Origin of the sequence: Leptospira tipperaryensis (assembly GCF_001729245.1) — a bacterium.
GTDB lineage: Bacteria > Spirochaetota > Leptospiria > Leptospirales > Leptospiraceae > Leptospira > Leptospira tipperaryensis.
The window spans coordinates 274257-288682 of record NZ_CP015218.1; the positions used below are offsets into that span (position 1 = coordinate 274257).

Sequence of the window (14426 nt, forward strand, 5' to 3'; positions counted from 1 at the left end):
TATATTTTTTAGAATACACAAAGAAACGAATTATGACTCAGAAAGCTCAGAACTACACAAATCCAAAAGCAAAAGAACTTCTCTCCCTTCTCGAAAAACAAATCTTAGTAATCGACGGAGCGATGGGAACGATGATCCAAAGATTCCCTTTGACTGAAGACGATTTCAGAGGAGAGGTTTTAAAAAATCATTCTTCTCCCTTAAAAGGAAACAACGAACTCCTCTGCCTTACACGTCCGGACGTAATCGAAGCGATTCACGTAAAATTTTTGGAAGCGGGGGCAAACATCCTTGAGACAAACACCTTTAGTTCCAACCAAGTTTCTCAGGGCGACTATAAAACCGAATTCTTAGTCGCAGATCTAAACAAGGCCGCGGTCAAATGCGCGCGTAACGCGATCGAAAAATTTCAAAAGACGAATCCAAGTCATCCTTGTTTTTTAGCGGGAGCGATCGGACCGACGACTCGAACAGCAACGTTGTCTCCGGATGTAAACAATCCCGCATTTAGAGCGGTAACGTTTGACGATTTAGTAGCCACCTTTTACGAACAAGTAAGAGCCCTCGTGGAAGCAGGGGTCGACCTTCTTCTTCCCGAAACAAATATCGACACCCTCAATTTAAAGGCCGCCATCTACGCGATCGAACAAGTCTTTGAAGACCTTCAAGTTCGAATCCCGGTTTGTCTCTCAGTGACGATCACGGATGCTTCGGGAAGAACTCTTTCCGGACAAACGGTGGAAGCGTTTTACAATTCCATCGCTCATTGCAAACCTCTTTCCGTCGGAATCAACTGCGCGCTTGGCGCTGACGAGATGAGACCTTATATCGAAGAACTCTCCAGAGTTTCTTCCTGTATGATTAGTTGTTATCCAAACGCAGGCCTTCCCAACGCGTTCGGAGGATACGATCAAACTCCGGAAGAATTCGGAAAATACATTCAAGAATTTGCAAGTTCAGGTTGGTTGAATATAGCAGGCGGCTGTTGTGGAACAACACCCGAACACATCGCTGCGGCCGCAAAAGCGGTTCAAGGAAAAAAACCGAGAACTCTTCCTCAAATTCCGGAAGTGACAAGACTTTCCGGACTCGAACCTTTGAACATCACTCCGGACAAGGGATTCTTACTCATAGGAGAAAGAACGAACGTAACCGGATCTCCTCGTTTTAAAAAACTCATCATCGAAGGCAATTTTGAAGAAGCGGTTTCAGTCGCTTTACAACAAGTGGAAGCCGGAGCCAATATTATCGATATTAACTTCGACGAAGCCTTGTTAGACGGGGAAGCTTCGATGAGGCATTTCTTAAATCTCATCGCGGGAGAACCGGATATCGCAAAAGTTCCGTTTATGGTGGATTCCTCCAAATGGACCGTTTTAGAAGAAGGCCTAAAATGTATCCAAGGAAAGCCGATTGTGAACTCGATCTCTCTGAAAGAAGGAGAGGACAAATTCTTAGAACACGCGCGGAAAATCCAGAGATACGGCGCGGCCGCGATCGTTATGGCCTTTGACGAACAAGGTCAAGCCGCGACCAAAGACGAAAAAGTTCGTATTTGCAAACGAGCATACGATCTTCTCGTAACCAAGGCGGATTTTAATCCCGTAGATATCATCTTTGATCCGAATATTCTCACGGTAGCAACCGGGATCGAAGAACATAACAACTATGCGATGGACTTTATCGAAGCCATCCGAGAAATCAAAAAACTCTGTCCGGGCGCGAAAGTCTCCGGCGGTTTATCTAACGTGTCTTTTTCTTTCCGAGGAAACAATCCGGTAAGAGAAGCGATGCACTCCGTATTCTTATATTACGCGATCCAAGCGGGTATGGACATGGCGATCGTAAACGCAGGGATGCTCGCCGTTTACGAAGAAATTCCAAAGGATCTTTTAGAATACGTGGAAGACGTAATCTTAAATAGAAGACCGGATGCGACTGAACGTCTTGTGGAATTTGCGGAAAACGTAAAATCCGGAGATAAGGCCGAGAAAAAAGAAGAGACTTGGAGAGAAGGGACTTCAGTTGAAGAAAGGCTTTCTCACGCTCTTGTAAAAGGAATCGTAGAATACATCGATCAAGATACGGAAGAAGCGCGTCTCAAATACGGACGTCCGTTAACCGTCATCGAAGGCCCTCTCATGGATGGAATGAAGATCGTGGGAGAACTTTTCGGCGCGGGAAAAATGTTTCTTCCTCAAGTTGTTAAGAGCGCACGTGTAATGAAAAAATCTGTGGCCTATCTTTTACCGTTTATGGAAGAGGAGAAGAAAAACAATCAAGACACTTCTTCTCGTCCGAAATTCTTAATCGCAACGGTCAAAGGAGACGTTCATGATATCGGAAAGAATATCGTGGGTGTGGTCCTTGCTTGTAACAACTACGAAGTGATAGACTTAGGGGTGATGGTTCCCGCTGATAAAATTTTAGAGGAAGCAAGAAAGATCAACGCGAGTATCATCGGCCTTTCCGGGCTTATCACGCCTTCTTTGGATGAGATGGTTCACGTAGCCTCCGAAATGAAACGAACCGGATTCAACGTTCCTCTTTTGATCGGAGGAGCTACTACAAGCTCCGCGCATACCGCGGTAAAAATCGCACCCGCATACGATCAACCCGTGGTTCACGTTGTAGACGCGTCGAGGGTCGTAAACGTAGTCAATCAACTTCTTCATCCTGATCTTAACGAAGCGTATTCTAAAAAGATCAAGGAAGATCAACTCGCAGCGAGAGAGAATTATTTTAGTACAAGAGCGGAGAGAAAACTTATCTCCCTCGATCAAGCGAGAGAAAACAAAGAAATAATCGATTGGTCTACGACTCCGATCGACAAACCCGCGTTAACCGGCGTAAAAGTTTTTGATCAGGAAATTTCTTTGGAAACTCTGATTCCTTTTATCGACTGGACCCCATTCTTCACCGCTTGGGAATTGAAAGGAAGATATCCCGCGATTCTTGAAAGTGAAACAACGGGGAAACAAGCCAGGGAACTTTTCGCAGACGCTCAGAAACTCATGAAGACCATCACCGACGGAAAACTTTTCAAAACCAAGGGTGTGATCGGAATCTTTCCGGCTAACAGCGTAGGTGACGATATCGAAGTCTACGAAGACGAATCTCGTTCCAAATTGCTCACAGTTTTTCATACGCTGCGGCAGCAAATTCAAAAAGAAGACGCAACGGAACCTAATTACTGTTTGGCGGATTACGTAGCGCCGAAAGAATCCGGAAGAATCGATTATATCGGTGGATTTGCGGTAACGGCCGGACACGGAGTGGAAGAATTCGCAAAAGAATTCGAGAAGAATCTCGACGACTATAATTCCATCATGTCGAAGGCGTTAGGCGATCGTTTCGCAGAGGCGTTCGCGGAATACATGCACTACAAGGTTCGAAAAGAATATTGGGGTTATGACAAAGACGAAAATCTCGCACCGGAAGATCTGATTCGAGAACGTTACAGAGGAATTCGTCCGGCCGCCGGATATCCTGCGTCTCCGGATCATACCGAAAAGAGAGTTCTCTTTGATCTTCTCCAAGCCGAAAAAAATACGGGGATCACGCTTACGGAACACTTTGCGATGTGGCCTGCGAGTTCGGTAAGTGGATTGTATTTTGCACATCCTCAATCGAAATACTTCGCGGTCGCAAAAATCAGCCGCGACCAAATCGAGGAATACGCAAAACGCAAAGGAATGACGATCGAAGAAACAGAACGTTGGTTGGCTCCGAATCTCGCCTATGATCCGCTTGCGGTTTCGATCGCGAGATAATACTGAAAGAATGAATCTATTTTCTTTCGTCTAACTAGAAACTATGAAACCGGCAGTTCCCAATCATTCTTCGGTGCACAATCACGGTCCCGTCTATTCGGAGACTCGAAAGGCAACCGAAGAATTTTCGTTTCATCCGACTTTGATTTCTTGGCTCGCAGGTCCGCTTCATCTAAGTGGCAACGAAGTTTTGAAACTCACGGAAATCGGATGTACGGACAACTCCTGTCCTGTGATCGAAACCTGTTTGGAAGTATTTGATTCTAAGGAGAATCCGGAAGCGAAAACGATGATTCGTTTTGGAAGAGCCAAACATTTGATCAGCAAGATGGATCTTGCATTCTCCCTTAAAAAACAAGGCATCTTAGAATAGTCGTTAATCGTAGGAGCTCTTACGGTTTTTAAAATCCATTCTGATTTGATCATAGAAGAACAAAGGTCATCGCCTGAATCTTGCGTAGGAACTCTTACAAAAGGATCGACTGGAATCTTAAAATATTCGGATGCACCGTAAATGATTTCCTCCAAACGAGGCGAATTAGGAGTTCACACGACCGATTTATCGACTCGTAGGAGCTCTTACAAAGAATCCATTCTAACTTGATCACAAATTCTCCGCATAACCTTGCCCTTTTGAAAAAGCTGAAACGCAAATCGGCCCAAAAAAGAGGCTATTGTAAGAGTTCCTACACGGGATTTTTTACTTGCAAAATTAGAATTTTGTGATATAGGAAAGTCTCCGGAATTTTTCCACTACCCGCCCCTCCACCCGAAATTTGGGCGGGCGCGCGACTTTCACAGAGGATTGTCGTTGTTCCGACGAATCTCATCTTGAAATCAAAGTATTTGTGAGCCAGGATACGCCCTGCAATCGCTAAAACGAAAAAAGAAGGAGTGGGGTTATTTAGGAGAAGTTTCCGAGAAGCTGTATTTGATTCCGAGCAAACCTTGAACCTCTTGCATCCAGAGGTGTTGTTCTCCGGATTGAAGTTGAGCCGCCGTCGGAACCGGAACTCTTACCATTCCTTCTAAGCTTAGGTTCCTGGAAGAAAAAGAAATCCCGGGATTGAGATAATACTCATAGGATTTCAAGCCGCGAGCGTTATTCGTCTGTTGATCGCTAAGCGAAAAAACTCCGCCGTTGCGATCCTGAAAACGTTTCACACTCGAAAACTGAACAAAGAAATTCATCTTAGAACTTTCACCGATTTCAGGAAAAACGGAATAGTTGAATGCGATCGTTGACTTCGCGGATTCTAAAACCGCAAGACCGGCCTGGTTTCCAATCATTCTCGCGTTAAAATCCATTTCCAAACCCGCATGACGTTTCATGTATAAGAACATCACACCCGAGCTGCTTCCGTTTTGGAGCGGATTGGAATTCCAATTTGCCAATCCAAAACCTTGGATCTGATTTCTGGAATCCGTGATTCGATCCATAGTTCTCTTTTCAGAAAACGCACCGGAAAGAAGTTTTCCCGATCGAGTCGGAGTTTCGTTTACAAAAACGGTTTCAGAAACGGGCATAAAGTTTACGTGACCGCTCGGAACTACTGAAAATAAAAAGGGTTGAAACATCCCTGAAAAGGAAAGTCCCGGAGTTACGGTAAAGATCGGAGCGGGGGATTTTGTCTCCTGAAAGGATTCTCCATCGGGCCCCAATTTGAGTTCCATCGGGTCTTTATAAGGAATGGCGACCACTTGTAAGTATTTCTGGCGATTGAGATCGAAATCTCTGGAAAGATGATACGGTTCGAACGGGCTGAAAGAGGGGTCTTCTACGGAAAAAATGGAAACCCCAAAGAGGAACAAAAATAAAGATAGAATGAAAGACCTTTTTCCGTTCATATACGTTCTTCTGTGTAAGACTATAGAAATAGAACAGAACTGTCAGTATAAAATTGCAAAATGAGATGATTTTTCCCGGAATTCCCTAAAAATCAACGCGAGGGTAAGAATGGAGACAAAGATAAAAAATTTCGGCGAGTGCACCGTACCAAGTCCTGCGGATTACGAATACTATACTAGCGATTCTTCCAGGCTGTTGTTCCGAACCGTTTTTCAATCCAAGGAAGATTGGAATTCTTACATAGAAAGCGGTCCCGATTTTTTTGAACAAGCCGGTCCTCGCGAAAAAATTTTTTTCCGCCCCAAAGAAGTGACCGCAGGAATCGTAACGTGCGGCGGCCTTTGTCCGGGAATCAACGACGTGATACGAGGCATCGTCATGGAACTTTTTTATCGTTACGGAGTTTCTCGGATTCTCGGGTTTCCTTTCGGCTACCAAGGCCTTGTCAAAAAATATTCTCATAAACCGATCGAACTCACGCCGGAAAGAGTGGCGCATATCGTAGAAGAAGGAGGTTCCATGCTCGGTTCTTCCCGAGGGAATCAATCTCCGGAAGATATGGTGGACTACCTCAGTCTTTACGGAGTCAAAGTTCTCTTCTGCATCGGCGGAGACGGAACCCTTCGAGGAGCCAGAGAAATCGTTGACGAGATCGCCAAACGCGGGGAAGAAATTTCGGTCATAGGAATTCCGAAAACCATAGACAACGATATCAACTACGTCCAAAAGACATTCGGTTTTTCTACTGCGTTTTCCAAAGCGATGGAAGCGGTGGAATGCGCCCACGTTGAAGCCAAAGGAGCTCCTAACGGAATCGGTCTAGTAAAACTTATGGGAAGACACTCCGGTTTTATCGCCGTGAACGCGGCCCTTGCTTCACGAAACGTAAACTACTGCCTGATTCCCGAAGTCAACTTCGATCTCCACGGAAACGGAGCCTTCTTAGATGAACTCAAAAAAAGAATTCAAAAAAAGGGCCACGCCGTGATCATCGCCGCCGAAGGAGCGGGGCAACATTTTTTTGAAATCACGGGAGAAAGAGATCCTTCGGGGAATCTCAAACTCAAGGATATCGGAATCTTTCTCAAGGACACGATGACCGACTTTTTCAAAAAAGAAAACATCCCCGTGAATATCAAATACATCGATCCGAGTTATATCATCCGTTCGATTCCCGCAGACCCGGAAGACTCGGTCTTCTGCGGTTTTTTGGCTCAGAATGCGGTGCACGCGGCAATGGCTGGCAAGACGGACATGGTCGTCGGAATGTGGAACAACGTCTTTACCCATCTTCCCATCTCCGTCGCGATCCAGGAAAGAAAGGTCTTACAACCCGATCGAAGCACTCTCTGGAGATCGCTCCTCGCTTCCACGGGACAACCGGCGCACATGTTGGCGAAGTGACCCTTGGAAATGCATCTTCAACGCGATATCCGTTCCGCCAAACTTTGAAGCGGCTCCAAACCTGAAAAAGTAGGAACTCATACAAATTGGGGATGATAAAAGGACCATTCAAATTTCGAAAAAGTCGACGAGATGTAATTTGTAGGAACTCATACAGCTATATTAGAATTTTATAAAATTTCTTTCTTTCGAAGTTCAGGGAAAGTCTTTTGAGAAAAGCGAATGCGTCAGCGATGGGGAGGGCCGCGTAAGCGGTCCCGAGCGAATATTAGAATATTATATTTCTTTTAAAAAATCGAGTGAGCGAGGGATGAGTCGCTTTGCGACGAACCCGGACCAAGCGCGGTCCTTCCGATTCCTATCGGAAGGAGACGCCCAAACTTTCCTCCGGGTACTACTTTCCCTGTTCAAAGCGAACTTCCGGATCGGATGATTTCGATATTGTAAGAAAAAAATTTTTATTCGAAGTCATTCTTTGCTTTCTTACAAAGAATATTTTTCTTTTTAAGGAAGACGAACCATAAAGAGTGTGTAGTCGTCGTGCGGGTCCGCGTCCCCGCGAAACGCGTCCGTAGTATCGATGATCAACTCTTTTAGAGCGCCGAGAGGCATTTCGCCGTTTCTTTCGATCAACTTTGTGAGATTTTCAAGTCCGTACATCTCGTTGGATTCGTTCATCGCTTCGCTCACGCCGTCGGTATAAAGGATGAGAAGATCTCCCGGCGCGTAATCGATTTCGTGTTCGTCGATTTCGGATTCCTTGATTCCGAGCGGCATTCCTTTTCCGGAAAGGCTCGTTACCTTTTTGTCCTTTGCCTTGTAGAGAAGTTGTTCGTTGTGTCCCGCACTGGAGAATCGGATTCTTCTTTTCGCCATGTTGATCCGCGCGAGCATCACGGTCACAAACATAAAGTAACCGGACTTCTCTTGGATGATTCGATTCGCACTCATCAAACTGATGCTCGTCGAAGAATTTCTGGATACTTCTCCGGAAATAATCGTCTTTGAGAATTCCATAAAGAGCGCGGCAGCGATTCCTTTTCCGGAAACGTCCGCGATGAGAACACTCACTTCGTCGGGATTGTGATAGATAAGATCGTAAAAGTCCCCGCCGATTTCCTTGGAAGCGATATAACTCGTCTCCAATTCCAATCCTTGGATTTTTTTTGGAATGTTCGGCAAAGAGTTCACTTGGATCTGAGACGCAATCTGCATATCTCTTCGGATCGAATTGAGTTTTTCTTTTTGATCCTTGGAGAGAAGAGAATTATAAGCTTCCGCGATCTGATTTGAAATCGTACTCAGAATGTTTTGATCCGCGTTGTCAAAACTATTCCCCGATATTTTATCCGCGGCGTTGAGAATCCCGATGATCTTTCCGTCTTGTCGGATCGGAACCGAAATAAAGGACTTGGTCTTGTATCTTTCGGGACGAACCCATTCTTCCGCGAGAGCCGTCGTATTTTGAACGAGGATCGGAGCGCCGGTTTCTAAGATCTTACTGATCACCCCTTCCTTCTCGTTGATAAAATGTTCTTCCTCTTCCAGACTAAAACCGATGCTTTTTTTGAGTTCGTATTTTCCGCTCTTCGGATTGAAGAAGATCAAAGAAACTCGTTCCGCTCTCATCACTTCCGAAATCGAATGTACGGTCAGATTTAAGAATTGATCCATCTCCGCGATGTTCGAAATCGCCTGACTGAGTTGAAAGAGACAATCCAATTCGTTCGCACGACTTTTTAGATCGCCGATCAGTCTTCGATTCCGAATCGCGATCGCCGCAAGATCCGAAAGATATTGAAGAACCTTAATGTCCTTATTTGTAAATTCTTTTCGCCCCAACGAGTTTACGGCTTCCAAAACGCCCTGGATTTCTCCCTGGGTGCTCATAGGAACGCAGATGAGATTGTTTGTCACGAATCCGACCGTCTCGTCGATGTTTCTATAAATTCTAGGATCGTTTGCAGCGTCGTTTACAATCACCGGTTCCAGGGTTTCCAAAACCATCCCCGCAATTCCTTTTCCTCGGGGAACTTTCAGAGTTGCGAGAGATTCTCCCTTCGTTCCTTTTGCAACGTTGAAGACAAGACAGTCTTCATCCCGATCGTAAAGAAGGAGAGAACATCCTTCCGAATTGAGAACGTCTTTTGTAGTTTCTATGATGATACCGAGGAGTTCTTCCAGGTCGTCGGTCGAGTTGATTCTCGCCGTTATATCGGAGATTAGGGATAAGGATAGTTGCCTTTCACTCATAAAGGGGGTTAACGGACCATTCTAAAGGAAGAATTGAATCATTGGACACAAGAAAGATTTCCCTGTCAAGGAGTTTCATTAACAATTCAAGGGAGCCAAAATTGCAAAAAAAATCTCAACTTATCAATTTTTTGATTCTCCAGAGAAGTTTCAAAACGTCGTGAACAAAAGATTTTTTATTTTCTTCTCCACTTCTTCCAAGAATCAAAGAGGAAAATTCTACCTCAAAAAGGTTTTTTGAAAAGAATCCATCTTTCCAAAAAAATAAAATCGAAAACGAAAAGGGTTCACTCGATCAGAGAACCGATTCCCTGATCGGTAAAAATTTCGATCAAGATAGAATGGGGAACTCTTCCGTCGATGATATGAGTTCTTCTTACTCCTTGATCGATCGCAGTCAGACAACATTCGACCTTGGGAATCATTCCGCCGGAAATTTCTCCTTTTCGAATATAATCCTTCACCTTGCCTCGGTTGAGCCCGGTCGCAAGTTTTCCGTCGATCAAAATTCCTTCCGTGTCCGTGAGAAGAATCAATTTTTCCGCTTTGAGTGCGCCTGCGACTTCTCCGGCAAAAGTATCCGCGTTGATATTCAAACTTTCTCCGTCGGCGGATTCCGCAACCGGCGATATAACGGGAATGAATCCTTCTTTTTGAAGGTTGAGAAGAATCTCCGGATTGATCGTCTCGATCTTTCCGACGAGCCCGACGTCGAAGAGTTGTTTTTCCTGGCCTTCGAGTTCGATCTCTATCGGAGTTTTTGTTGCCTTGGCAAGGTTTCCGTCTTTTCCGGAAATTCCTACCGCGTTCCCGCCTTGGGCATTGATCATAGAAACGATTTGTTTATTTACTTTCCCGGTGAGTACCATTTCCACTACGTCCATGGTTTGAGCGTCGGTCACCCTATGTCCGTGTACAAACTCAGTGGGAATTTTCAAACTCTCCAGAAGGCGGTTGATTTCAGGTCCGCCTCCGTGAACGATTACGGGATGAATGCCTACGTATTTTAAAAGTACGATGTCTTTTGCAAAAGATTCTTTCAAGTCGGCTTTGGCCATTGCCGCGCCACCGTATTTGATCACAACCGTCTTGCCCGAGTATTTTGTGATGTAAGGGAGGGCTTCGAGGATATGATTGACTCTTTCGAAAAGTTTTTCCATGAGAAACAGAGAATTCCTTGTGCCGATCTCTGTCATCCTAGAAATACGGGATAGAAGTTAGAATGGAGATTCAAGAAGAGTGTCTGTAACAAAGAAAGAATCCGAAAATAAAAAGAATGTAATCCTCACCGGAGGATCCGGCGGCTTGGGAAGGGCGATCGTTGCTTTACTCGTTTCAGAAGGTTACTCCGTAACAAATTTGGATCTTCAAGCCCCGAAGGATCTTCTTTCCGGAGAATTTTTTATTCCAACGGATCTTACAAAAGACACTGAACTTTTTTCTTCTCTGGAAATGTGGAAGACACAGATAACTTCTGAAAATCATATTCCTTACGGCTTTATTCATTGTGCCGGTTACGGCGGCCCGTATCACAAGATCACGGAAGTGAGTCAGGAAGAATGGGACCGAATCTTTTCGGTAAATATTCGCTCCGCGTTTCAGATCACAAAATGGCTTTTACCTATATTCATAAATTTGAATTTAGGTAGGCTTCTGTTTGTAGCTTCTTCTTTGTCTCTTAAGGGGTCCGCTAACTCGGTCGCATATTCTTCTTCTAAACACGCTTTGATCGGTTTTGTAAGATCTCTCGCCGATGAGTGGGGGCCTCTCGGTATTACGATCAATGCCGTGAGCCCGGGTTATATGGAAACGAGTATGGGTATCCAGGAAGATCAAGTGGATGGTCATCGGAAGAAAATTTTAGAGATAACTCCTTCTAAAAAAATCGCTGATCCTCTTGAGATCGCGAGAGTGATTCTCTTTTTGTTAAATCCGGATTCGGGTTATATCAATGGAGCGAACTGGGCAGCGGATGGGGGGATCACTGCGGTTTAGGGGTGGGGGGTTTTGCCTCCGTTGTTTTCGGAGGAGATTTGTCTTTTGTTCTGGGGTTGGACGGTCGAATTTTTGGTTTTTATGTTTGGGTTTTCTCGAATTCGAACGTGTATCTTCCGAAAAGCGGATTGGGTTCGAATTCTAATTCCCTGGAAATGAGATTTTGTCGTAAATCTAAGGTCCAGATCATTCTGTAAGTCCCATGAAACCTAGGAACTCCTTGGTTCAAAGTTTCCACAATAGAATCCCCGACTCCAACATCATCCAACCAAAGCAAATAATTAAAAAGATAACACCTCGAAACCCCGTGCGCTGCGGCAAGCGCTCCCAAAACAGCCCAAGCTCCGGTGTTCACTCGAATACTCATCTTCTTCATTTTCCCGACGCCCCGATTGTATTTAACCTTCCCCGCTCTCCAGTGCAATCGCCTCAGGCAACTCACATACTTCGTATACCTTCGCAACAAATAAGGAAGTTTTCTCCGAAGAACCTTCTTTTCTTCCGGACTAAGCTCATCCCAATAGGAAAGGGGAATTAAGATCGAATCGGTTCCCATCTGACCTTCGATCAACGCAGATTGAATTTTTCTCTCAGAACTGAACGATAGAGTTTCCATACATCTCTCTCGGTTCCTTCTCTGATCACCTTCGTGATAGATTTTGGGAAAGAATTTAAGAATTAATAATATTTTTTGGAAAATCGATCAGGAAAGGAAATCATCGATTCTAAAATTCTAAAAATAAGCTGAGAATAGGTAACTCAAATCTCTCAGAGAAGAAAATCAAAGAAGAATGAAAAACAAACATCCTCAATAAAATATTGAGCGCAAAGAGGACCACACAAATCAATCGACTTCGTTCAGCCCAATAAAGTTTCTTTCAAGCTTCAAGCCCACAACTGTCACCATTAAAAACATTCAACTTCGATCGAAGAATTGATCTCTCAATTTCTTTTGTTCTTCCGACGGATGTTCCTCAAACTTAAACTGACTCGTCTGAAAACGTTTAGAGAGCTTTAACTTCCTCTTAAGAATCTTTCCTCTCCTCGCAATCAAAAGTTCGATCTTATCACCCGCCTTAAACTGTTTCAAAAGATCTTTCCGATTTCCGGAATGAATCCTATTCCCGTTTAGAGAAATCCATTCGTCACCCTGGCTCAAATCGACAGAAGAATCCAAGACTTTCCAGTCGATCTTACTGATGACAAGATTTCCCCTTTCTTCTCTTGTCCCGAAACCAAGTTCCACTCCAGGATTCGAATCCACCCGTATAACGCCGATTTTATGAAAGTATCTTTCGATCGGAATCACAACCGGCTTATCAAGATAAGCTCCAAATTCCAACTTTAGATCCACGCCGGTGCTTCTTTTGGCGGCTTCGAAAAATTCAGGCTTTGTAAATCCGCGATTCTTTCCAACATGAAAAAACTGATACACTTCTTTCATAACGTCCAAGAGGGATTTTTTACCGGAAGTTTCCGAAAGCAGATAAAGATCCATCGCGAGCGCGAGAATTCCACCTTTAACGTAATAAGAAATTCCCGTGTTCCCCGCGTTCGGATCGTTCGAACGATTGTAGAATTTCGTCCAAGCCGTATAAGAAGAATCTTCTAAACTCATCCAAGATTCTCCTTCCGATTTTTCCAGACTCTGAAGATCTTCCATCACCTTCGCCAGATAATTCTCCGGACTTAAGTGTTTTGTTTTCACCAAGAAATAAGCGTCATAAAAAGAAGTGATTCCTTCTGCGATCCAGAGCTCCCGAGTCAGATTCGGCTTTTGATAATCGAACGGACCAAGCGCGATCGGACGGATTCGTTTTACGTTCCAGAGATGAAAGTATTCGTGAGAAAGGAGTTCTAAAAGTTTGAGATAACCGTCCTTAGTCAAAGCCTTCAGTGGGTCATACATGTTTACGGAAGAATTCAGATGTTCCAATCCTCCGTACGCGCCTTCGGAAAGAATCAGAACAAACAGATAACGAGAGTTAGGCGCTCCCCCCAAAGAACGAATCTGTTCTTCCGTAATTTTTTGGAGATCACGAATCAGATTCTTCTGAACAGACTTGGACAATTCTCCCTCGAGAACGATTTCGTGTTCGCAACCACCGGAAACAAAGGGAATCGCCGAACGACCGGACAATAAAATCGGAGAATCCATCCATTCATCCAAGGACGCGGCAGAGTGTTTTTTTCCCTTTCCGGAAAGACCGGAATGACAAAACTCGAAAGGAAGAGAATTCGATATTTCTAATGTAATTTCGGAAATCTCGGAATCTTTCGGATAAAGAAACAAAGCGGGTGGATGCAAAAGACAGAATTCGGTAGTAAAATAATTGGAACGTACCGAATAGTCGAAACCGTAGACCACGTAACGAACTCGAAACGATTCTCCCCCGGAATCGACACTCCAAGAATCCAATCCTATCGGATTGATTTCCAACACCTTCCCATTCTTCCCGGAAACAAAGGCTTCTAATTTGTGAATATGCCGGGAATAGTCTCGAACCATATAGGATCCGGGAGACCAAACGGGAAGGGACAGAACGGTTTCGTTTTCGGGAGCGACTACCTCCAATTCTACTTGAAGATAGTGTCCCGTGAGTTGATATTCTTGAACAGAAAAGCGAAGTTTAGACAATCATTTACCGCTTGCTTTGGAAATCTCCTGGAGAGTTTCTTCCACCGTGGTCGTCGGGTCAACTTTTCTCCAAACCTTTTGTATTTTCCCATCCGGAGAAATCAAAAAAGAATCCCTAGAAAGACCTTTAAAAACTCTTCCTTTCCATTCTTGATCTCCATAAACTCCCAGCGCTTCGCTCAGAGAATGGTTGGGATCGGATAACAGAGGAAAGTTTAAAGAATACTTTTGAATAAAATTCTCATGAGATCCGAGGTCGTCCAAGCTTACGCCGTAGACTTTCGCTCCGATCTTTTTAAATTCTCCGATATTATCTCTATAACTACAGGCTTGTTTTGTACAACCCGGGGTATCATCTTTCGGATAAAAATAAAGTAGGGTCCAAGAACCGGCGATGTCCTCCGGTAGTTTCACACTTTTTCCTTCGGTACTTTCCAAACTGATTGCGGGAAGAGACGTTCCTAATGTTGGATCTGACATTCAAATTTCCTCATCGAATTGTATCGCTCCGGAG

The 14426-nt window shown here is 44.3% G+C and carries 10 protein-coding genes; 4 read left to right on the forward strand and 6 right to left on the reverse strand.

The window, feature by feature from the left end; translation table 11 throughout:
* Positions 1-32: 32 nt before the first annotated feature.
* Complete coding sequence (gene metH, locus A0128_RS20680; RefSeq protein WP_069609653.1) at positions 33-3773, forward strand: methionine synthase; 3741 nt, start codon at positions 33-35, stop codon at positions 3771-3773.
* Between the two features lie 43 nt (positions 3774-3816).
* Entirely contained in the window at positions 3817-4146 is a 330-nt protein-coding gene (locus A0128_RS20685; RefSeq protein WP_069609654.1) for a hypothetical protein, read from the forward strand.
* Between the two features lie 527 nt (positions 4147-4673).
* Here A0128_RS20685 and A0128_RS20690 read toward each other — a convergent pair.
* Positions 4674-5621, reverse strand: a complete 948-nt coding sequence (locus A0128_RS20690; protein ID WP_069609655.1) for an LIC_20087 family outer membrane protein — start codon at positions 5619-5621, stop codon at positions 4674-4676.
* 109 nt (positions 5622-5730) lie between these two features.
* On the opposite strand from A0128_RS20690, the gene A0128_RS20695 reads away from it, so the two are divergent.
* Complete coding sequence (locus A0128_RS20695) at positions 5731-7026, forward strand: ATP-dependent 6-phosphofructokinase (RefSeq protein ID WP_069609656.1); 1296 nt, start codon at positions 5731-5733, stop codon at positions 7024-7026.
* Between the two features lie 504 nt (positions 7027-7530).
* Here the strand turns inward: A0128_RS20695 and A0128_RS20705 are convergent.
* Complete coding sequence (locus A0128_RS20705; RefSeq protein ID WP_069609658.1) at positions 7531-9279, reverse strand: SpoIIE family protein phosphatase; 1749 nt, start codon at positions 9277-9279, stop codon at positions 7531-7533.
* Between the two features lie 287 nt (positions 9280-9566).
* Complete coding sequence (gene argB, locus A0128_RS20710) at positions 9567-10439, reverse strand: acetylglutamate kinase (protein ID WP_069609659.1); 873 nt, start codon at positions 10437-10439, stop codon at positions 9567-9569.
* Between the two features lie 79 nt (positions 10440-10518).
* Here argB and A0128_RS20715 point away from each other — a divergent pair, with 79 nt between their 5' ends.
* Positions 10519-11274 (forward strand): SDR family NAD(P)-dependent oxidoreductase, encoded by a 756-nt coding sequence (locus tag A0128_RS20715; protein WP_069609660.1) that lies wholly within the window; start codon positions 10519-10521, stop codon positions 11272-11274.
* 79 nt (positions 11275-11353) lie between these two features.
* Here the strand turns inward: A0128_RS20715 and A0128_RS20720 are convergent, their stop codons facing one another.
* From A0128_RS20720 to A0128_RS20730, 3 genes are all read right to left on the reverse strand, one after another.
* On the reverse strand, positions 11354-11890 hold the full coding sequence (locus tag A0128_RS20720) for a DUF1564 domain-containing protein (protein WP_069609661.1): 537 nt from the start codon (positions 11888-11890) through the stop codon (positions 11354-11356).
* A gap of 300 nt (positions 11891-12190) precedes the next feature.
* On the reverse strand, positions 12191-13912 hold the full coding sequence (locus tag A0128_RS20725) for a M61 family metallopeptidase (RefSeq protein WP_069609662.1): 1722 nt from the start codon (positions 13910-13912) through the stop codon (positions 12191-12193).
* Entirely contained in the window at positions 13913-14392 is a 480-nt protein-coding gene (locus tag A0128_RS20730; protein WP_069609663.1) for a peroxiredoxin, read from the reverse strand.
* Positions 14393-14426 lie beyond the last annotated feature (34 nt).